This is a genomic window from Streptomyces sp. NPDC032126, from assembly GCF_055580085.1.
On sequence record NZ_JBVIMA010000005.1, the window covers coordinates 258197 to 279347 of the forward strand.

Here is a 21151-nt window from a genome sequence, read left to right on the forward strand (position 1 = left end):
GAGGGGAGGCCCGGCCGTCACCCCCCGCACGGAAGGCTCACCCTGGCACAACTGAGTCGTGCACAACAAGGCACCCGCACCAGATCGGCCTTATTGAAAGAAAGTCGACAGGGCGGCCCAACTCGGACCGCCCGCAGAGGCGTTCACATCCGCATGCGCCCCGTGTGAATCCCGCGCACACACCGGGACGCCACGCACGCTCCCGTCACCGGGGGCGGCCGTAGTGGACTGTGCACCGGCCTTACCTCGGAGGCCCCGCGCGGGACGGCGGCTCTCCCGCGCGAAACGGCCGCCGGCCTTGATCCTCCCGCCCTCGGCCGGCGGCCCGGAGGGGGCCCGTGCGGCCGCCGGATGCCGTCCGGCGGACCGGCTGCCAAGGGGTCAGATCTGCCAGGAGCGCAGCCGGTCCGCCGCCCCGTACACGTCCGTCTTGCCGTCGATCAGATCCCGGGCCAGGTCCACGAGCGCGCCGTAGGGCGGGTCGATGCCGGCCCCACTGACGAACATGTAGGCCACGGCGGTGGCGCAGGCGAAGCGCGCGTTGGCCGACGGCAGGGGCTTGAGCAGGGCGAGGGTGTGCAGCAGCGCGGCGGCCCGCCAGGCCGGGTCGGAGTCCACCCCGAGGCGGGGCGGGTCGACCCGGTGCCGGGCGACGGCGGCGACCAGCGCGGAGAAGTCGTTGATGGTCGGCTGGTCCGGGAGCACCTCTTCATGGCGCTGGAGCAGCCAGGGCACGTCGATGTGGATGACAGGCGTCATCGGTCAGGCGACCCGCCCCTCGCTCTTCACGGGTGGTTCGTCGTCGGGGAAGGCGGCCGCGAACTCGTCCGCGTGGGTGGCGAAGAACCTGCGGAAGGCCTCCGCTCCCTCCTGCAGCGCGCGATGGCGGGCGATGTCGGCGGCGGCCGCCTCTCGTACGAGCGCCTTCATCGACGTGCCGCGTTCCTTGGCGATCTGCCGGAGGTCCTCTAGCTCACGATCGCTGAACTCCACATTCAGAGCTGGCATGCCCCTCACGGTACCGCTCGGGTACTCATGGGTAAATATGCCGAGGTCATCGCAGAGGTCGGGCGGTACCTCAGGGTGAGGTCGGCGGGCGATAGGTGAGGGGGACGGGGACCTCCTGGCGCCATTGCAGGCACAGGCTGCGGTTGAGGTCCCGCTCGGCGTCGGAGTTCTCGGGCTGCGGCAGGCGCAGGCAGTCGTACAGGGCGAATCGGTGCAGATCGAAGGCGACCTCGACGGCACCGGCGTAGGCCTCCGCCGAGCGGACGGCGGCCGAGTAGGCGAGCCCCGCGAGCGCCAGCGGGGCGAGGGCGAGAGCCGGCCAGGGGCCGTCGTCGGCGAGCAGCGTGAGGGTGGCGACGGCGGCGGCCAGGCACGCGGTGCACAGACGCGCGGTGGCGTCGAGGGCGTTCCTGCGGTCGTCGACGACGGCCCGGGTGCGGGAATCCAGGAGTGGGTAGAGGCGCGGCCAGGCCACGACGGCGTCGAAGCCGTACCGGCTGCCCGCCGAGTCCTCCATCGCGGCGAGGACGTTGCCGAGGGCGGTGGGGCGCAGTTCGTGCGGGGGCGGGGGGTAGCGGCGGCGCAAGCGGGCGCTGAGGCGTCCAGCGCGCTGGACGGTGGCGTGGTCCGGGTCGTCGGTCGAGGCGAGGAGGGCGTCGAGGCGCCCGCGCTCGCGGCCCCTGCGGCTGCCCTGCCAGGCGCGCCCCACGCGGGCGATCGGCTCGGGGACGGCTCCTTCGAGCAGCCGGACGGTCGCCGTCTGGAGTGGCGCGATCAGTACGGCGACGAGGGCGATGCCCAGCAGCCCCAGCACGGCCTGGCCCACGCCGATCGTCGCGGCCTCCCGCCACGCCGCGCTGAAGTCGGGATGTCCGGTGGCCGCTCCGGAGAGCAGCATCAGCCAGAGGTACAGCGAGAGGACGGCGACGGGCAGGAAGCCGGTCAGCAGGAAACGGCCCGTCAGGAACGCCGTCACCGGTTGCGTCACGGATCCCACGTCAGGTCACCGGCCGTAGCTCGCCGTGGCCCTGCTGGGGGCAGTGGGGCGCGTCGCGCGTGTCGAGGTGTGTGCGCCAGGCGCGGTGGGCGCAGCCCGGGGTCGGGCAGGCGAAACGCAGGGGGACGTACTGGGCGGACTCGCCGGGGAGGCGGGACTGCTCGGCGTCGCCGAGGGATTCTCCGCCCGCTGTCCGGAGCCCCAAGGCCTCCGTGAGATGCGCGCGGGACGTCGTGCCGATCGGGGCGCCGCCCAGGGCCACGGCCCAGCGGTCGGTCTCGGGATGGCGGACGAGGACCGCGTCGAGCAGCTCGGCCAGGTCGGCGGCGCTCGCGTCGGCCGGGAGATCGAGCAGGTCGGACACGGCTGTCGCCTCGTGGGCCCCCGCCGGTTCGAGCAGTTCGGCGAAGCCGTCCGGTGTCAGCTGGGCGAGTTGCGACCCGTCGGGGTGCTGCTGGTGGCAGTGGTGCGTCACGTCGTCCCCCGTGCACGTCGTTCCGCCGTCCGTTCGGCGGCATCCCATCGTGCGGCACCGGCGTCTGTAGGGTGAAGGGCGCACGGCGGGGCGCGACGGTGGCGCGCGACGCCGGTTTGAGCGCCCTTGTCCGTGTCCCGGCCCCGGGCGCATCCTGCTCGGCACCATGACGCGTGACGGGGGTGTGCGTGACGGACGCGGACGCGGGGCTGGGGGACGACGAACGACGAGCGGGACTGCTGCGGTCGGTGGAGAGCCGGGTACGGCGGTGGGAGGAGTACGGCGACCGGGAGGCCCTGTTCTCCCGGGAGGCACGGCGCGAGGCGCGGGAACTCGTGGCGGCCGCCGGTGAGGCGATCGACCGGGACCAGGACGTGCGACGGGTCGTCGGCCTCTTCCACTGGTACCGGAGCGAGGCGCACGGCTTCGGGCGGGGCGGGCGTGATCGGGGGGCCGCCCTGGAGTTGTTGACCAGCGTTTGGCTTGCCGCTCCCCACGGTCTGACGCCGGAGGTGAGGGACCGGCTGCGGGCCGCGTACCGGCCTCGGGGAGGGCCGGTGCTGTGGCAGGAGGAGGCCGCGCGTCTGCTGTACCGCCACGAGCGGACCGGGGACCTCGACGCCCTGCGGGACGCGGTCATGAGGCTGGCCCACGCGTGCGAGGCGCTGCCGCAACGCCACCCCCGCCGAGCCGAGTTCCTGTCCTACACCGCTGACACGTTCGAGCAACTGGACGAGCTGACGGGCGAGATCGGGAGGGACGCGATCGTACGACGGCGTCGCGCCGTGGTGGCGGCGGTACCGGAAGACGACAGCAAACGCCGTGCGCTCGCCCTCGGTGCCTTGGCTCGCACGCTGTACCTCTCGGCCCGGGCCACGGCCGACCTCGCGCGGACCGATCAAGCCGTCGCGGTCGTCCGGTCGGCGGTGTCCCTCTCCCCGGCGGACGAGCCGCCTCGGCCGGCCGCGCTGAGCATCCTCGGCGCCGCCCTGCTGCTGCGGCACCGATTGCGGGGCGATCCGGAGGCGCTGGCCGAATCGGTTCACATCTTCCGGACCGTGGTCGCCCTGCAGCCGTCTGAGGGACTGTCGGACGCCTCCGATCTGCGTAATCTCCTCGCGGCCCTGGACCATCTGGAGTCCGACGAGGCCACCCTGCGTGAGCGCGCCGATGTGTTGCGACGCATCATCGAGGTCGGCGATCGGCCGGGCGACCGCATCCGGAATCTCACCGACCGCGCCAACCTGCTCGCCGAGCTGTACCTGAGCACCGGAACCGCCAGGGACCAGGAGGAAGCACTGTGGGCGGCCGAGGAGGCCGCGGCGGAAGTCAGCGTGGACACGGATGTGGGATACCAGTGGCGAGTGCTCCTGCGGCGCCTGTATTCCGAGGCGGACGACCCCTCCCGTGTTCCCCCGCATCTGCTGGAGCGGTGCATCGCCCTGTGCCGGTCCGTCGTGCAAGAGCTGCGTCCCGATCATCCCAGGCGGCTCGATTGGCTGATCGCCCTCGTCAACGGTCTCATCTGTCAGTACCAGGAGACGCGTTCGGTCACGGCACTGGCCGAGGCCACACGCACGGCCCGCACCCTGCCGTCGCTCGCCCGGCAGCAGAGGGAGGTGCGGCCGATGTGGCTGTTCGTCGAGGCCGCAGCCACGGTGATCCGGTACACGGACGACCGCGCACTGGTGTCGGAGGCGCTTGCCGTCGCCCGGGAGGCTGCTGCCCTCACCCCGGACGACGATCCCGGCCTGCTGGAGCATCAGGCCGACCGTGCGGGGCTCGCCCTCCTCGCACATGTGCGCTACGGCGAAACGGAGGCTCTCACCGACGTCTTGGCCGACCTACGGCGTCTCACGTCGATCCCGCGTCCGGACGACAGGCACTACACGCTGTGTCTGGCACGGCTGGCCGAGGTGCTGCGCGTCCTGGCCGAACCGTCCGACGATCCCGACGCTCTCCGGGAGGCGGCCGACGTGCTCCGGGCCGGGTTGGCTCTGCCGTCCGTGAGCACACCCGAGGTGCTGCGGGGGAACCTCCTTGTGCTCCTGAACCTCTGGTACGAGCGGACCGGGCGGCCGGAACTCCTGCAGGAGGCGATCGAAGCCGGCAAGGCCGCGCTCGACGCCAGTACGGAGCCGGGGGCCGAGATCAGCATGGTCCTGTCGTCGATGGCTCTGGCCCTGCACCACACCTTCGTGCGAACCCGTGACCGAAGAGCGCTGGACGAGGCCCTGGACTACGCGCGGCGGGCGGTGGCGGCGGAAGCGGAACACGATTGGCACCGAAGCCGGGTCCTGACGAACCTGTCGCTCGTCCTGACCTCCCGGTTCCAGGCGACGGGCGACCACGAGGCGCTCGGCGAGGCCGTCGCGGCGGCCCGCTCGTCGGTGCGGCAAGGGGCGGATCACACCGACGCCAACGCGTGGTCCAACCTCTGCAGCGCCCTCACCCTGCTGTACCAGGCGACGGGCGACCCAGCGGCACAGGAGGAAGCCGAGGCCGCCGGTCTTCGGGCCGCCGAGGCGGACTCGCCGGACCCCGCGGTCTGGAACAACGTGGCCATCGTGGTCCACGGCCGCTTCCGTGCCACAGGCGACGTCGACTGCGTACGGCAGGAGGTACGCCACCTGCGCCGAGCGGTGGACGCGACCGCCCCCGGCCATGTCGACCGGCCCTTCTACCTCACCAACCTCAGCAACGCCCTGCGGCTGCTGTACGAGGTCACCGGGGACCTGGAGCCGCTGGAGGAGAGCGTGGCGACGGCCCGCCGGGTGCTGGCGGAGTTCCCCGACCCCGGCGACTGGCGCTCCGACCACCTCTCGGCGTTCACGCGCGCCGCGTTCCGCTTCCACCACCGCACCCAGGACCCCGACGCGCTGCGGCTCGCGATGGCGGCCGGGCGGCAAGCCCTGACGCTGACCTCCGCGGACGACGTACGTCGGCCCATGGTCCTCACCGAGGTGGGGTTGGCGTTGCAGGAAGCATGGAAGATCACCGGAGACCCCGGGCTCGGCGAGGAGGCGGTAGGACTGCTGCGCGAGGCCGCGGCCCTGCCCGGCATGTCCTTCATGCGACGGGGAGTTCTCTACAACCTGGCCCAGATCAACGTGGCCCGGTACGAGGCGTCGGGCGACAGCGCGACCCTCGACGAGGCCGAGCGCCTCGCGGCCGACGCGTTCGAGCAGATCAGCGACGACGGATCGGACCCCTGCCAACTGCACATGCTGCGGGGACGGGTGCTGTGGCACCGCGCGAGGCGCGACGGTGACACCGCGGTGGAGGAGGAATCACTGTCCTCCTTCCGCGCGGCGGCGGACACGCGGTCCGCCGAACCACGGATGCGCCTCGCCGCGGCCTGGCACTGGGGGCAACACGCCACGATGGCCGGCCGGACCCGGGAGGCGTGGGAGGCGTACGAGTGTGCCATGCGCCTGCTGGTCGACCTGGTCCCCAGGTCGCTGGAGCGGGAGGACAGGGAGCACCGGCTCGGGCAGTTCACGGGGCTGGCCTCCCACGCCGCCGCGGCGGCGCTCGACGCCGACCGGCCGGAGCGGGCGGTGGAGTTCCTCGAACAGACCCGGGGCGTGCTGATGGCAGAGGCCGTGGACGCCCGCGGTGACCTCGTCCGGCTGCGGCAGCACCACCCTGATCTCGCCGGCCGCATCGACGATCTGCGCGACCGGGCCCGCACCCTGGACGGCCTCAGCGCGGCTCCCGCACCCTTCACGCGCGTCGGGGCGGCGGAAGCGGACGGCCACGAACGGAGCCTCCGGCGGCAGATCTCCGGGGAGCGCCTCGCCCTGGGCGCCGCGTGGGACGAACTGCTCCAGGAGATCCGCCGTCTGGACGACTTCCGAGGCTTCCTGCTGCCGCCCACCTGGACGGAGTTGCACGAACAGGCTGTCGAAGGACCGGTGGTCTACGTCAACGCGACCGAGGGCCGGTGCGACGCCCTGGCCGTGACGCGGTCGGGCCTGTCCGTGATCCCACTGCCCGGGCTGACGTGGCCCGAGATCGAGCGCCAGGCCAACCGGTTGCACGAGGCCACCGTCGCCACCACGCTCATGGCACGTCTCCGGGCGCGGCGGACACTGCACGAGATCCTCGGCTGGCTGTGGGACACGGTGGCGGGCCCGGTGCTCGACTCGCTGGAAGCGGGCGGGCATCTCTGCGCCGATGGCGAGATGCCACGGCTGTGGTGGTGTCCGACGGGACCGATGGTCTACTTCCCGCTGCACGCCGCCGGACACCACGCCCCCTCCGCGGGCCACCGGCCGGCGACGGTCCTCGACCGGGTCGTCTCCTCCTACACCCCCACGCTCCGGGCCCTGGCCCACGCCCGTCTCACGCACCGCGACGTCCGGGCGACCGCCGCCCACCGCACGCTGGTCGTCTCCATGCCCGAAACCCCCAAGGCGAGCCCGCTGCCCGGCGTACGGCACGAGGTCGAACGCCTCCTGCGGCTCGTCCCGGACGCCACCCTGCTCCAAGACCCCCCGCCGGACCGGGAATCGGTGCTGGCCGCCCTGCCCGAGCACACCATCGCCCACTTCGCCTGCCATGCCGTCAGCGACTGGAGCAATCCCCGCGACAGCCGCCTCCTCCTCGCCGACCACGAGTCCGCGCCGCTCACCCTGGGCGCAATCTCGCAGCTCCGGCTGCGCGGCGACCTCGCCTGCCTCTCCGCGTGCAGCACCTCGGACACGGCTCCCGACCGTGTCGACGAGGTGCTGCAGCTGACCTCCTCCTTCCTGCTCGCCGGGTACGCCCACGTCGTGGGGACCCTCTGGCCGGTGCGGGACACGGCGGCGGCCTCGCTCACCGACGCGCTCTACACGGAGCTGACGGACGACGGCCGGCACCCTCCGCGGACCTCCCGCGCGGCCCACGCCCTGCACCACGCCGTGACCGCGCAGCGCGACGCGCAGCCGGACGACCCCTGGCTGTGGGCCACGCACGTCCACGTCGGGATCTGATCCGGCCGCGCGCTCCCGCTCAGCCCTGGTCCGCCGCGAAGGACGCCATCCGGGTCAGGGCCGCGTTCCAGTTGATCGCGGTCTCATTGGTCGACCAGGACTGGATGTCGTCGATGTAGCAGAACTGGCCGACGCATCCCTTCAGTTTGCTCTGTGCGTAGGGGTCCTGGATGCTCGAGTTCGCCCCGCCCGCGAGGGTGCCGGCCGGCGGGTTAGGCAGCTTCGGGTCGAGTTCGTGGGCGTACCAACGGCTGTGCTCGTTGTGGGAGTTCACCTCGCCGTAGCCGGTGACGTAGGAGATGTTCAGCGCGTTGCGGCCGAGTATGTAGTCCATGCTCTGCAGCGCGCCGTCCCGGTACTTCGCGGCGCCGGTGAGGTCGTACGCCGTGGCGATGACGACGGCGTTGTTGAGCACCTGGTGGCTGGAGCCCCAGTCGTAGCTGTTGCCGGTGGGGGCGTACGGCATGCCGTACGGATGGGCCGTCAGGGTGGCCAGGTAGGTGTCGGCGCCCTTGACGACCGAGCGGCGCACCTGGTCGCGGCCGGGCAGCCGGCTGGGGACGAGGGCGAGGTCGAGCCGGCCCGCGGCGGCCGTGCGGGACCAGTCGAAGCCGTTCGGCACGAAGATGTCGGCGGTGTGGACCGGGGAGTTCAGGACGTGGTCGGCGAACTGCTTCTCCCCCGTGGTGAGATACAGCTCGGCGGCGGCCCAGTAGAACTCGTCGGTCGCGTTGGTGTCGTCGTAGGCGCCGCCACCGGTGCCGTCGTTGGGGTCCGCGTACACGGCCGGGTGGGCGAGCGCGGCGGTCCACGCCTTGCGGGCCGCGGTCAGCGCCCTGGCGGCGAACGCCTTGTCGTAGGGCCGGTAGAGCCTGGCCGCCTGCGCCGCGGTGGCGGCCAGGTTGAGGGTCGCCGTGGTGGTCGGCGGGTGCAGCTCGCGCTTCTGCGGGTCCTCGCTCGGCAGCAGCGGCAGCCCGGTCCACTGCTCGTCGTGGACCTTGTGGTGAGCCATGCCGGCCAGCGGCTGCCCGTCCGGCACCTGCATCCGCAGCAGGAACTCCAGCTCCCAGCGGGCCTCGTCGAGGATGTCCGGAACCTTGTTGCCGCTCTCGGGCAGGGCGAGGGTGTTGTCGCCGAGCGCGGCCGGGTGTCCGGTGCGGGCCAGCAGCGAGCGTTCGTAGGTGCTGAGCACCTCCCAGGTGGCGATGCCGCCGTTGACGACGTACTTGCCGTGGTCACCGGCGTCGTACCAGCCGCCCGTGACGTCGAGCGTGTAGTCGCACACGCCGGGCTGGCAGGGGACGTTCGCGTCGCCCTGGTTCGGGGCGGTGTTCACATGGCCGGCCGCCCTGCCGTAGCCGGGGCGCAGGTCGTCACGGATCGCGATGCCGCTGCGCTGCGTGTAGTAGTACTTCACGGCGTCCCGGCGCAGCCGCTGGTAGGCGGCCCGGTCGAGGTCGAAGGGGTGGCTGGTCTCGCCGTCGGCGACCAGGGTGAAGCCGGTGCCGTGGCCGCGGTAGGCGCCGAAGTCGATGGAGTGGACGTTCTGCCCGGAGGAGGCGTCGACGCCGCGCGGGACGGTCCAGCCGTGGGCGACGGTGGTCCCCTGGGCGTTCCTCAGCTGCCAGGGCAGCCGGGTGGTGGCGTCGGTGACGAGGGTGGCGTTCTTCGGCCCGGCGGGCAGATAGGCGACCTGGTTGACGCGGACGCGCGGCCCGGTGTCGGGTTCGTAGACCACGGGCGGCACCCCGCCGAGCAGGGACACGTCGTCGACGCAGAAGCGCCAGGGATCGGCGCTGCCGCCGACCTGGAAGGCGACCTGGGCCTGGGCCGAGTCGACGGGCGCGGTGAAGGTGTAGCTGTAGGTGCCCGCGGACTCGCTCAGGACCGGGCTCGCCTCGGACCAGGTGTCGTACGGCGAGACCGCCAGTCCCACGATCGCGCGCACCACGTGGCCCTCGGGCACGCCGGAGGCCTTGAAGGAGAAGCGGTAGGTCTCCCCCTTCACCAGGGTGATGTCGTTCTGGCCGATCGCGGAGTCCCAGCGGTTGGCCGTGCCGCCCGGCACGTCCGCGCACAGCCGGCCCGCGTCGAGGCCGGCGGTGACATTGCTGGTCCACCAGGGATCGGCGGTGGTGTCGAAGGTGCCGTTGCGGACCTGCTCGACCTCTTCCGCGCCGGCCTGCTGGGCGGGCAGCGCGGTGAGCGCCGTGCCCAGCAGGGCCGCGAGGGTGAGCAGGCTGGTTCTGCGTCGTTGCACGTCTGGGCTCCTCGGGAGGGGTGCGGGTACGCGCCCAGAAGAAATGGGAGCGCTCCCAAAGACGGACGCAGGCCATGCTTGTGGGAGTCGGGACATGCCGTCAACGGTCCGGACAGCACTCTCCGCCGTCCGGACCGTCGATCGTCCTAAACCTCCAACTTGCTGATGCGGACGGCCCCTTGGGGCTCGCCGGGGGCGCCGCTGGTCAGGGTCAGGCGGAGCCGGGAGCCGCGTACGGCGTCGAAGGTGAGCACCGTGGGCGCGTCCGAGGCGCTCGCCCACGTCAGGGCCGCCCCGGTGACCGGCGCATACCGCTTCCCGTCCCACACCTCGGCCTCGACGGCCGCGGGCAGGCCGTGCGCGGCGTCGACGGTGAAGGAGATCTCGGCGCGGTCGTAGGTGCGGGTCCTTCCGTGGTCCACCGACACCCAGTCCTCGGCCCGCGCCCCGCTGAAGGCGGGCAGCAGCGCGGTGGCCGACTTGACGAAGGCGTTGGACCAGCCGGTGGCCGGGTCGCCGTCCAGCATGGCGGCGGGCAGGGTGTCGGGGCGCCCGGAGTAACTGGCGTCCGCGCGGGGGTAGGTGACGGGCAGGGGCAGGTCGGGCGCGACCTCGGCCGGCGGGGTGAGGGCCGCCGAGCGGGCGGGGGTGGTGTGCACGGTGGCGGTGCCCCGGCGCAGCCCGTCCGCGCTCGCGGTCACCTTCAGCGCGCCCTCCTCGGTGCCGGCGCGCACGATCGCGAGGGCCTTGCCGTGGAAGGCGGTCCGGGTGCTCGCCCGGTAGCGCTCGGCGCTCTCCTGCCGGCCGTTGTCGACTCCGGCCAGCGAACCGCCGCGCACGTCGAAGGAGATGAGGTGCTCGGCGTCGGGCACGACCGTGCCGCGCGCGTCGACCACCTCGGCGGTGACGAAGACCAGCGAACGGCCGTCGGCGGGAAGGGAGGTGCGGTCCGGGGTGAGGCGTACGGCGTGCGGGGCGCCGGCGGTGCGCAGCACGTCGGTGGCGACCACCTTGCCGTTCCTGCGGGCCACGGCCTTCAGCTCGCCCGGGGCGTAGGCGACCCGCCAGGTCAGGTGCAGCTTGCCCGCGCTGCCGTTGGGGCTGGTGTAGCTGCCGGGGTAGGGGCCTTCGGTGAAGGTCTTGTCGTCGCCGGTGGCCTCGGTGGTCTCCAGATAGGCGCGGCCGTCGACGGTCCTCTTCGTGTCGAAGCGCCGTACGCCCTGGGACGCTCCGTTGAGGAACAGCTCGACGGTGTCGACATTGGCGTAGGCCCACACCTCGACGGTGTCGCCCGGCGCGTGGTTCCAGGTCATCGGCACGAGGTGGACCATGGGTTCGTCGGTCCACTGGCTGCGGAAGAGGTGGTACATGTCCTTCGGGAATCCGGCCGTGTCGACCGCGCCGAAGAAGGACGCCTTGACCGGGAACACGTCGTACGGGGTGGGTTCGCCGATGTAGTCGATGCCGGACCACAGGAACTGCCCGGCGAACCACTTCCGGTCGCGGTCCTTCTTGTGCCCGTACTCGCCGCTCATCGTCCAGGAGGCGAGGTTGTTGTCGTACGACGAGGTCGCGCGCCGGCCCGGGGTGTGGTTCTCGCCGGTGTTGAGGTGCTCGGGTTCCTGGTAGGCGCCCCGGGTCGAGGTCTCGGAGGACGATTCCGACTCGAAGAGGAAGAGGTGCGGGTAGGCGGCGTGCAGCTGGTCCACGGACCGGGCGGTGTTGTAGTTCAGGCCGAGTCCGTCGAGCTTGGCCAGCATCAGGTCGGCCGCCGAGCCCTTCGCGGGCGGGCGGCGGTACTTGTCGGAGCCGATGACGAGGGGGCGGGTGTCGTCGGCGGCCCTGATCGCGGCGATGATCCGGTCGGCCATGGCCAGGCCGGCGGTGGAGGTGGAGTCGGGTATCTCGTTGCCGATGGACCACAGCACCACGGCCGGGGAGTTGCGGGCGGCGAGGACCATCTCGGTGGCGTCCCGCTCGCACCACTCGTCGAAGAAGCGCCCGTAGTCGTAGCGGGTCTTTCCGGTCCTCCAGCAGTCGAACGCCTCCACCATCATCACGATGCCGAGTTCCTCGCAGACTCGGATGATCTCCGGCGAGGGCGGGTTGTGGGAGGTGCGGAAGGCGTTCACCCCCATCGACTTCATGATCGTCATCTGCCGGCGGATCGCGTCGGCGCTGACGGCCGCGCCGAGCGCGCCCAGGTCGTGGTGGAGGTCGACACCCTTGATCTTGGTGTGGACGCCGTTGAGGTGGAAGCCCTCGTCGGGGTCGAAGCGGAAGGTGCGGATGCCGAAGGGGGTGCGGCAGGTGTCGGTGCGCCGACCGGCGACGCGCAGCTCGGTCTCCAGGGTGTAGCGGTGCGGCGCCGCGAAGTCCCACAACAGCGGTTCGTCGACGGTGAGTTCATGGGTCTCGGTGGCCTGGTCGGCGACGGCGACCGTGGTGGTCGCCCGGGCGACGGTACGGCCGTTCGGGGCGAGGACGCGGGAGACGACCTCGACGTCGGTGGCGGTGCCGGTGGCGTTCACGACGGTGATGGCGACGCGGACGACGGCCCGCTCGGCGGTGACCTCGGGCGTGGTGACGTAGGTGCCCCAGCGGGCCACGTGCACCGGCTCGGTGATCACCAGGCGGGCCTCGCGGTAGATGCCGCTGCCGGAGTACCAGCGGCTGCTGGGCAGCTGGTTCCGGACCTCCACCGCGAGCACGTTCTCGGTGGTGCCGTCGGTGTGGACCAGGCCGGTGAGGTCGAGGGCGAAGCCCGTGTAGCCGTAGGGGTGGCGGCCGGCCTCGGTGCCGTTGCAGTAGACGGAGGAGTCCATGTAGACGCCGTCGAACTCCACCGCGATCCGCTTCCCGGCGAGGTCCGGCGGCAGGGTGAAGGTCAGGCGGTACCAGCCGAGGCCGCCCGGCAGGAAGCCGGTGCCGCTGGTGGTGCCGTACCGCGTGGTGGGGGTCTGCTCGATGCTCCAGTCGTGCGGGACGGCCACCTGGCGCCAGGTGGAGTCGTCGTACGCGGGCGACGCGGCGTCGGCGTAGGCGCCGGTCGGGTCGGTGATCCCGCCCGGGTCGACCAGGGCGAAGCGCCAGCCGTCACGGAGCGGGACGGTCCGGCGGCCGGTCCCGGTGGCCGTTCCGGGGACGGACCGGGCGGCGTGCGCCGCGGGGCTGTGCAACAACGTCCCGGCGGCCGGTGCGGCCGCGGACGCGCGTAATACCGATCTGCGAGTGACCGACATTGGCGGCTCTCCCTCATCAGGGCCCAAAAGTACTCACAACTGATCGCCAGCAAACAGAATCTGACGACGGGCCACTCGGGTCCGTCAAGGCCCCCGGTGATCACCGGGCGTCCCGGGAGCCACCATGGCCGGGTTCGCGCCGCTGCGGCCGGATCTCGCCCTTGACCGCCGGCGAGGGGGTTGCCGTCCGCGTGACAGCGGGACGCACTACGCTGGAACTCAAAGTGGCTGGCCTGTTCACTGTGAGTGTCCGTGATGGAGAGGCGAGGATGAGCCCGGTCTATCCGTTCGACGACGCCGCGACGGCACGGGCTGTCGTCGACGACGACGGCACCCTCGTCGAGTGGAACGCCGGTGCCCGCGCGCTCCTGGGCTGGGACGCGACCGAGGTCCTCGGCCGTCCCGCCGCCCGTCTCCTGGCGGGCGGCTCACCGCCGGTGCCCGCCGAGCCGCGCTGGGACGGCACGCTCGCCCTGCGCCACCGCGCGGGCCGCACCGTCAGGGTCTGGCTGCTCGCCCACCACCGGCCGCCCCGCGACGGCGGCCCCGGCACATGGCTCGTGGTCACCCCGCTCACCGACGGCCGGCACCACTCCCCCGACGACCCGCTCGCCTCGGCCGCCCTGATCCAGTCGCCCTGCGCGGTCGCCGTCTACGACGAGCGGCTGCGGCTGCGCCGGCTCAACGACGCCATGGCCGCCCTCATCGGACTGCCCGAGGAGCGGATCCTCGGCCTGAGGCTCTCCGAGATCGGCGGCAAGCCGCAGAGCGAGGAGCTGGAGCAGGGTCTGCTGCGGGTCCTCACCAACGGCTCCGCCGAGGACGTGCAGACCTATATGCGCACCGGCGGCGAGAAGCACGCGCACGCGTGGCTGGCCCGGATGGCGCCGGTCAGGGACGCGACGGGCCGGGTGCGCGGGGTGTGCCTGGCCGCGCACGACTTCACCGACAACTACCTCGCCCGCGAGCGGCTGCAACTGGTCAACGAGGCGAGCGTGCGCATCGGCACCACCCTCGACGTCACGCGCACGGCCCAGGAGCTGGCCGACGTGTGCGTGCCGGCGCTCGCCGACTTCGTCAGCGTCGACCTGATCGACCCCTGCGACGGCGAGCTCCCGACCCGCCTCACCGCCCCGGTGAGCCTGCGCCGGGCCGCGCACCGGTCGGTCACCCCCGGCAGCCCGGAGGCCGTGGTCGAGCCCGGCCACACCCAGCGGTACCCGGCCGGATCGCCCCAGGCCGACTCGCTGACGGCGGGACACACCATCGTCGGTTCGATCTCCAGCGGAGAGCTGGACCACTGGCTCGCCAGCGACCCGCTGCGCAGCGCGCGCGTGCGCGAGTACGGCATGCACTCCACGATGTCCGTGCCGATCCAGGCCCGGGGCATCACGCTCGGCGTCGCCGTCCTCACCCGGTTCCGGCGGCCGGACCCCTTCACCGCGGACGACGTGCTGCTCGCCGAGGAGATCACCGCGCGGGCCGCGGTCTGCGTCGACAACGCGCGCCGGTTCTCCCGCGAGCGGGAGACCGCCCTCGCCCTCCAGCGCAGTCTGCTCCCGCGCAGCCTGCCGCACACCGCCGCCATCGACGCCGCCTCCCGTTATCTGCCGGCCGCGCGGGCCGGGGTGGGCGGCGACTGGTTCGACGTGATCCCGCTGTCGGGGATGCGGGTCGCCCTGGTCGTGGGGGACGTCGTCGGGCAGGGCATCCAGGCGTCGGCCACGATGGGCCGGCTGCGCACCGCCGTGCGCACGCTCGCCGACATCGACCTCGCGCCCGACGAGCTGCTCACCCACCTCGACGACCTGGTCGTCCGGCTGTCCGAGGAGGCCGGCGGCGACGGCAGCCCCGGCGAGGTCGGCGCGAGCTGTCTGTACGCGGTGTACGACCCGGTGTCGCGGCGCTGCACCCTGGCCCGCGCCGGACACCCGCCGCCGGTGCTCCAGCCGCCCGGCGGTCCGCCGCGGCGCGTGGAGCTGCCCGCCGGTCCCGCGCTGGGCGTGGGCGGCCTGCCCTTCGAGTCGGCCGAGCTGCACCTCTCCGAGGGCACCGTGCTGGCCTTCTACACCGACGGGCTGGTCGGGACCACCCACGGGGACATGGCGGCCGGCCAGCAGAAGCTCTGCGCGGTCCTGGCGACGCACGCCGACTCGCTGGACGAGACCTGTGACCGGGTGCTGCACACCCTGCTGCCGCCGGGCGGCACGGCCGACGACGTCGCGCTGCTGCTGGCGCGCACCCGGGGCCTGCCCGCCTCCCAGGTCGCGACCTGGGACATCCCGGCCGATCCGGCGTTGGTCGCGCCCATCCGCAAGCAGGTGGTGGCGCAGCTGGACACCTGGGAGCTGAGCGAGGCGTCCTTCACGACCGAGCTGGTGGTGAGCGAACTCGTCACCAACGCCATTCGGTACGGCGCGCACCCCATCCGGCTGCGGCTGATCCACGACGAGGCGACCCTGATCTGCGAGGTGTCCGACACCAGCCACACCGCGCCCCATCTGCGCCGGGCCAAGACCTGGGACGAGGGCGGCCGTGGGCTGCTGCTGGTCGCCCAGCTCACCCAGCGCTGGGGCAGCCGGCACACCGCCGACGGCAAGACGATCTGGGCGGAACTGGCGCTGTTCGAGGAGGAGTGAGCGGCGCGGCGGGCGGGCACCCGTCACCGTGGAACCGCAGCGACGCACCGATCGAAGGGTGACCCGCGATGGCGCACGCACGCCCCGCGCTCCTGCTCGTCAGCGCACTCATGGCCCTGGGCGGCGCCACCGGCTGCGGCGGCGGTGACGGCGGCACGGCGAACACGCCGGGCGTACCGTCGCCGGATGCCGCCTCATCGACGGCCGCGCCGTCGTCCGGGGCCGGTGAGTCGACGGCCGGTGAGTCGGCGGCAGGTGAGCCGGTGGCCGGTGCGTCGACGGCTCACGGGCGGTCCCCCGCCGCCGCCCCGCGCGGCGGCACCCGCTGCCACACCTCCGAACTCCGGGCCACGGTGGGCCGCGACGACCCGGGCGCCGGGCAGGAGAACTTCCCGATCGTGCTGACCAACGTCTCCTCCCGCACCTGCGTGGTCTACGGCTATCCCGGCGCCGCCTTCCTCGACGCCGCCGGACATCAGCTGGGCCCCGACCCGGTGCGCGAACCGGGCAGGGAGCCGACGCGGGTGACGCTGGCGCCGGGCCGCACCGCGTGGGCGGGGCTGACCTTCTCCAACCCTGGGGTGAGCGGAGCCCGGGCGGCGACCCCGGCGACACTGCTGGTGACCCCGCCGGACGAGCGGGACCCGCTGCGGGTGCCGTGGACGGGCGGGCAGGTGCCGGTGTCGGGCAACGCGTCGACGGTGTGGCTGTCGGTGTTCGGGGCGGGGTCGGGTCCCTGAGACGGGCGGCGCCGGACCCGTTCTCCCTCTCTTACTCTCATCTGTTTGGATGGGCCGGCCCCGCATGATCGTTCTTCCGAGGATCCGCCCTGAACGCCCCGCTCGCCGAAACCCTGTCCATATCTCTGCTCACCGTCTCCCTCGTATGGGCCGTCCTGCGCCCCCAGGGTCGTCCGGAGGCGCTCGTCGCGGTTCCGGCCGCCGCCCTGGCCGTGGCGACCGGGGCGATCTCCCCGCATCACGCGCTGGAGGAGACCCAACGTCTGGGGCCGGTGGTCGGGTTCCTGGCCGCCGTGCTGGTACTGGCTCACTTCTGCGCGGTGGAAGGGCTGTTCACGGCCTGCGGCGCGTGGATGGCCCGCCGGGCCGCGGGCCGCCCCCGACGGCTGCTGAGCTCGGTGTTCGTGCTCGCGTCGGTGATCACGGCCGTGCTCAGCCTCGACGCCACGGTGGTGCTGCTGACCCCGGTCGTCCTCGCCACGGCCGCCCGGATGCGAGTGTCGGCCACGCCGCACCTCTACGCCTGCGCCCATCTGTCGAACACGGCGTCGCTGCTGCTTCCGGTCTCCAATCTGACCAATCTCCTCGCCTTCACGGCGAGCGGGCTGAGCTTCACCCGGTTCGCCGCGCTGATGGCGCTGCCCTGGCTGGTCGCGATCGCCGCCGAGTACATGGTGCTGCGGCGCTTCTTCGCCGCCGACCTGCCCGCGGCCGCGCCCGCCCCGGACAACGGCCCGGCGCCCGAGGTGCCGCTGTTCGCCCTGGTCACCGTGGGCTGCACGCTGGCCGGGTTCGTGGTGGCCTCCGCGGCCGGGGTGGAGCCGGCCTGGGTGGCGTGCGCGGGCGCGCTGGTGATGGCCGTCCGGGCTCTGGTGCGCCGTAAGGCGACTCCGTCGGCGGTGGTGCGGGCGGCGGCGCCGGGCTTCCTGGCGTTCGTGCTCGCGCTCGCGGTCGTGGTGCGGGCCGTCGTCGACAACGGGCTGGCCGGTGCGCTGCGGCAGGTCCTCCCCGACGGCTCGGGGCTGCTCGCGCTGCTCGGCGTCGCGGCGCTCGCCGCGGTCCTGGCCAACCTGATCAACAATCTGCCGGCCGTACTGGTCCTGGTGCCGCTCGCCGCCCCGCTCGGCGCGGGGGCGGTGCTCGCCGTGCTGCTCGGGGTGAACATCGGCCCCAACCTGACCTACGCCGGCTCGCTCGCGACGCTGCTGTGGCGCCGGGTGGTGCACGAGCACCGGGAGCGGGTGGGCGTCGCCGAGTTCACCCGGCTGGGGCTGCTCGCCGTACCGGCGACGCTGGTCACGGCGGTGGTGGCGTTGTGGGGGTCGCTTCAGGTGCTGGGGGGCTGATCCGCTCCCCGGCGCGTTCAGCGACGGCCGTCGCCGGTTCCGGAGCCGTACCCGCCCCAGCCCCAGCCGCCCCAGGCGTACCCGCCTCCGTATCCACCGTCGTGGCCGTCGCCGTGATCGCCCCAGGAGCAGGCGTACGGATTGTCGTACGAGCACGAGGGCGTGGTCGGCGCCGTCGGGGTGGGCGTGGTCCGGGTGGGCCTGGGGGCCGGTGCCGGGGTCTTCGCCGACTTCGGGGTGGGCGCCGGGGTGGGGGTGGCGTCGGCGCCCCAGTTGACGATCTGCATCTGCGGCTCGGGACGGGAGGTGTCGATCACCCAGTGCTGGGCGGTGGTGTCGGCGCGGTTCTTGGTGACGAGGCCGCCGGAGCCGTCGGTGGCAGCGGGGGCGAGGGCCAGGTTCTGGTCCCAGCGCGGCACCAGGACGCCCTGGAGGGTGAAGTCGTAGCGGACGTTCTTCGCGCCGGACCCGGTGGCTGCCGCGCAGGGGGCGAGGCGCACGGAGTAGCCCAGGCTGGAGTCGAGGCACAGGTCGGGGGCGGCGCCATTGCGCAGCAGTCCGTCCGCCTCGTACGACCACTGCTGTGCGGCGGCGTCCGAGCAGGCGGTGAGCCGGGCCTCCGCGCCCTTGACGGCCTTGGTGCCGGTGAGGCCGACGCACAGGCCGGAGGCGACGTTGTGCAGCCGGCCGCGCAGCGGTGCCTCGCCCCGGCCGTCGGCGCCGATCCAGGAGGGGCCGGAGGTCGCCGTGTCGGTGCCGGGAGCGGGCCGCTCGGAGGCGTCGCCGACGACCGCCGTACCGGATCCGCCGTCGGAGCCGAGCGCGGACCACAGGACGAGGGGCAGCACGATCAGCCCGCTGACGGTGGCGACGGCGATGGCGAGATTGCGGCGCCGGGCACGACGGACGGCCTTCAGCGCGGAGCGGCGGGAGGTGCCGGGCGGCGGGGCGGTGGTGCTGCCCTTGGGGGTGCGGGGCCAGCCGGAGAGACGGCGGGACGTGAGGCCGCCGAGTGACGCGAGGGCACTACTGGGTGCGGGTGCGGGAGTGCCGGTTGTTGTTCCCGAACTGCTGGCTTCTGCGAGAGTGCCAGCTGCCGCGGGCGCGCTGGGCGATACGGTGGTCCCGCGTCGCGCGAAGACTCCCGGCGATGCCGTGGCGCGGCGGCGGGTGGTGGCATGGGCCGACCCGGGGATGCCTCGCGTGCGGGCGCCCGTTGGCGAGGAGCCTCGCTGTGACTCGGCCCCCGTGAGGGATGCCGTGGCCGTGCCCCCGGTCTCGTCCGCTGCCGTGGTGGACTGGTCCCGCTCGTCGGAATGCGCGGCTGCGGCGGTGCGGGTCTCGGCATAGGCGTGGGCGGCCCAGCCGAGCACGCCCTCGGCCAGAGCGGGGCCAAGTCCCGAGGAAAAGCAGCGCAGTTGATCGGCGGTGTGGGCGCAATGGCGGCACTGGCTCAGATGGCCGCGCAGGTCGGGGTCCATGTCGGGGCCGCCGCGGCGGCAGGTGACGTCGAGGAGCCGGTGGTAGCGGTGGCAGTCGTCGTCCACGGCGAGTTCGCGGTGGACCTGGAGGCACTCCTCGCGCAACCGCTCGTGGGCCCGGCGCAGTTCGACGCGGGCGCCTTCCTCGTCCAGTCCGAGGAGCGCGGCCGGGGCGGTCGGCGGCTCCCCTTCGACCTCGGTGTGCCACAGCAGGCAGCGAGCGGACTGGGGCAGCCGCTGGAACGCCCGCGACAGCAGCCGTCGGTTAAGGGGCGGCAGCAGTCGGGCGGCGAGGCGCTCGCCGTCGCCGGCCGCCGAGCGCAGCTCGGCGTGGAGCAGTTCGCGCCGGCCGTCGGCGTCCCACTCGGCGGCTATGCGGCGCACGGTCACCAGAAGATGGGGGCGCCAGGCGGCCGTGGGGCCGTTCTGCCGCAGGGATTCCCCGAACAGGCGGGTGAAGGCGGCCGTGGTGAGCATGCCGGCCGCGCGTTCCGAATCGGTGCACAGCCGGGCGTAGGCGAAGGCGGCCACCCAGTGCCGGTCGAGCAGTTCGCCGACGGGATGCGGCGCGGGCGAGGCACCGGTCCAGTTCTTCAGCTCGGCGCTCAGCTGTTCGTCCGTCGCATCGAGTCGGCGCGCCGAAGTCGGGGAATTCGACATGCCTGCGTCTTTCACGGCTGGATTCCTCCCGGGGGCACTGACAGAAAGTCCATACCAAGGGGTATGTGACCCCGGCACCCAAGGCCGGAGGGTCACCGGTACAGAGTTCGGCATCTCGAACGTCCGCCAGGAACAGCTCTTTTGAAGCGTGGGGGGTGGGGACGGGAGCGGCCTCGCGCACACAGCGGGAAAACTTATGGCCTGCGTGCCGACACGCCACACCTTTGCACACGCGGAGCAGCGGGAACAAGGGATCTCACGGTTTTGTGCTTTGCCTGCGCGGCAGCGAATTTGACCGGGCGTCAATCCCGGTGGCGCTCAGGGGCAATCACGTTATTCGTGTCCCTTTCGGGAGGGAAATTTCCGTCGTCCGGATTCCGTTGCGGTACGCGCCGGGCGGGCGGCCGTAACGGGCGCGGAACGCCCGGGTGAAGTGGAAGGGACTGGCGAATCCCGAGGCGGCGGCGATCCGTTCCACGGGCAGGTCGGTGCCCTCCAGCAGCCGGGCGGCATGGCGCAGCCGCGCCTCGCGCAGGGCCCGCATGGGCGACTGGCCGAGCTGCCCGCTGAACAGGTGCGCGAATCGGGAGGGCGAGAGGGCGACGGCCGCGGACAGGGAGCGGACGGTGTGCGGGGCACCGGGATCGGCGGCGATCAGCGCCTGCGCGCGGGCGATCCGCTCGTCGACGCCGGGTGCCGGGGCCGCCGGGCGCGCGCTGGAGGCGGCGAGCAGCAGGGCCTCCTCCAGTGCGCACAGGGCGAGTTCACGGGCGGCGGTGTCGTGGGCGACGGCGATCGGCTCCGCGGTGTCGTCGTCCGTGGGCGCGGGTTCGGCGCCGGGACGGCGGGCGTCGCCGAGCATCCGCCGGAAGGCGCCCTCGATCCGGTCGTGCAGCGCGGGCGGGACGGGGCCGACGAAGGACACGCCGTCGCCGGTGTCGTAGGGGCGCAGCCAGGGGATCCAGGAGGGACGGGCCGCGCAGTGCGCCCACCAGAACCGCCAGCCGGCGCCCGGCTCGGCCGCGTACCGCTGTGCGACGCCCGGGGCGAGCACGACGAGGTCGCCCGCGCCCGCCCGCACCTCGCGGCTCCCCTGACACAGCCGGCCCCGTCCGCCGGTGGTCCAGGTGAACAGCCAGCTGTCCGATCCCCCGGGCCGGTCGACGGCGTACCCCGCGCTCCGGTCGAACCGCCCGACCACCACCAGCCCGGGCGGCGGCGACGGATCTCCGGGCGCGGCAGTCCCGGGCAGGTCGTCAGCACGCACGGGCATCCTCCCGAGGGGCGCACCGGCCTAGCGTCTGCCGGGCGGGCCCGGGCACGG

At 73.2% G+C, this 21151-nt stretch carries 12 protein-coding genes; 4 read left to right on the forward strand and 8 right to left on the reverse strand.

The genetic code is table 11. From position 1 onward, the window contains the following. Positions 1-381 precede the first annotated feature (381 nt). From ACZ5NW_RS20625 to ACZ5NW_RS20640, 4 genes are all read right to left on the reverse strand, one after another. Entirely contained in the window at positions 382-759 is a 378-nt protein-coding gene (locus ACZ5NW_RS20625) for a toxin Doc (RefSeq protein ID WP_468745303.1), read from the reverse strand. 3 nt (positions 760-762) lie between these two features. Then, on the reverse strand, positions 763-1008 hold the full coding sequence (locus ACZ5NW_RS20630) for a hypothetical protein (RefSeq protein ID WP_383247782.1): 246 nt from the start codon (positions 1006-1008) through the stop codon (positions 763-765). A 70-nt stretch (positions 1009-1078) separates the two neighbouring features. Beyond that, the gene (locus tag ACZ5NW_RS20635) at positions 1079-1996 is read right to left on the reverse strand and encodes a hypothetical protein (protein ID WP_468745304.1); all 918 of its coding nucleotides are present in this window, start codon (positions 1994-1996) and stop codon (positions 1079-1081) included. A 10-nt stretch (positions 1997-2006) separates the two neighbouring features. Further along, complete coding sequence (locus ACZ5NW_RS20640) at positions 2007-2480, reverse strand: hypothetical protein (protein ID WP_468745305.1); 474 nt, start codon at positions 2478-2480, stop codon at positions 2007-2009. Between the two features lie 188 nt (positions 2481-2668). On the opposite strand from ACZ5NW_RS20640, the gene ACZ5NW_RS20645 reads away from it, so the two are divergent. Continuing rightward, a complete protein-coding gene (locus ACZ5NW_RS20645; protein ID WP_468745306.1) occupies positions 2669-7459 on the forward strand; it encodes a CHAT domain-containing protein in 4791 nt (1596 codons plus the stop codon). A gap of 19 nt (positions 7460-7478) precedes the next feature. Here the strand turns inward: ACZ5NW_RS20645 and ACZ5NW_RS20650 are convergent, their stop codons facing one another. Both ACZ5NW_RS20650 and ACZ5NW_RS20655 read right to left on the reverse strand, forming a co-directional pair. Next, positions 7479-9719 (reverse strand): glycoside hydrolase family 9 protein, encoded by a 2241-nt coding sequence (locus ACZ5NW_RS20650; protein WP_468745307.1) that lies wholly within the window; start codon positions 9717-9719, stop codon positions 7479-7481. A gap of 146 nt (positions 9720-9865) precedes the next feature. Beyond that, positions 9866-12961 (reverse strand): glycoside hydrolase family 2 TIM barrel-domain containing protein, encoded by a 3096-nt coding sequence (locus ACZ5NW_RS20655; RefSeq protein ID WP_468745308.1) that lies wholly within the window; start codon positions 12959-12961, stop codon positions 9866-9868. A 269-nt stretch (positions 12962-13230) separates the two neighbouring features. Here ACZ5NW_RS20655 and ACZ5NW_RS20660 point away from each other — a divergent pair, with 269 nt between their 5' ends. From ACZ5NW_RS20660 to ACZ5NW_RS20670, 3 genes are all read left to right on the forward strand, one after another. After that, a complete protein-coding gene (locus ACZ5NW_RS20660; protein WP_468745309.1) occupies positions 13231-15600 on the forward strand; it encodes a SpoIIE family protein phosphatase in 2370 nt (789 codons plus the stop codon). 68 nt (positions 15601-15668) lie between these two features. After that, entirely contained in the window at positions 15669-16340 is a 672-nt protein-coding gene (locus ACZ5NW_RS20665) for a DUF4232 domain-containing protein (RefSeq protein WP_468745310.1), read from the forward strand. Between the two features lie 89 nt (positions 16341-16429). Continuing rightward, entirely contained in the window at positions 16430-17686 is a 1257-nt protein-coding gene (locus ACZ5NW_RS20670; protein WP_468745636.1) for an SLC13 family permease, read from the forward strand. Positions 17687-17703: 17 nt separating this feature from the next. Here the strand turns inward: ACZ5NW_RS20670 and ACZ5NW_RS20675 are convergent, their stop codons facing one another. After that, on the reverse strand, positions 17704-19827 hold the full coding sequence (locus ACZ5NW_RS20675) for a ricin-type beta-trefoil lectin domain protein (protein ID WP_468745311.1): 2124 nt from the start codon (positions 19825-19827) through the stop codon (positions 17704-17706). A gap of 328 nt (positions 19828-20155) precedes the next feature. After that, a complete protein-coding gene (locus ACZ5NW_RS20680; RefSeq protein WP_468745312.1) occupies positions 20156-21100 on the reverse strand; it encodes a helix-turn-helix domain-containing protein in 945 nt (314 codons plus the stop codon). Positions 21101-21151: the final 51 nt, after the last annotated feature.

What these genes read in the sequence shown, in the direction of transcription:
- ACZ5NW_RS20675 (WP_468745311.1), bottom strand. Translation starts at nt 19,827, where the DNA reads ATGTCGAATTCCCCGACTTCGGCGCGCCGACTCGATGCGACGGACGAA.
- ACZ5NW_RS20625 (WP_468745303.1), bottom strand. Translation starts at nt 759, where the DNA reads ATGACGCCTGTCATCCACATCGACGTGCCCTGGCTGCTCCAGCGCCAT.
- ACZ5NW_RS20665 (WP_468745310.1), top strand. Translation starts at nt 15,669, where the DNA reads ATGGCGCACGCACGCCCCGCGCTCCTGCTCGTCAGCGCACTCATGGCC.
- ACZ5NW_RS20680 (WP_468745312.1), bottom strand. Translation starts at nt 21,100, where the DNA reads ATGCCCGTGCGTGCTGACGACCTGCCCGGGACTGCCGCGCCCGGAGAT.
- ACZ5NW_RS20655 (WP_468745308.1), bottom strand. Translation starts at nt 12,961, where the DNA reads ATGTCGGTCACTCGCAGATCGGTATTACGCGCGTCCGCGGCCGCACCG.
- ACZ5NW_RS20630 (WP_383247782.1), bottom strand. Translation starts at nt 1,008, where the DNA reads ATGCCAGCTCTGAATGTGGAGTTCAGCGATCGTGAGCTAGAGGACCTC.
- ACZ5NW_RS20660 (WP_468745309.1), top strand. Translation starts at nt 13,231, where the DNA reads ATGAGCCCGGTCTATCCGTTCGACGACGCCGCGACGGCACGGGCTGTC.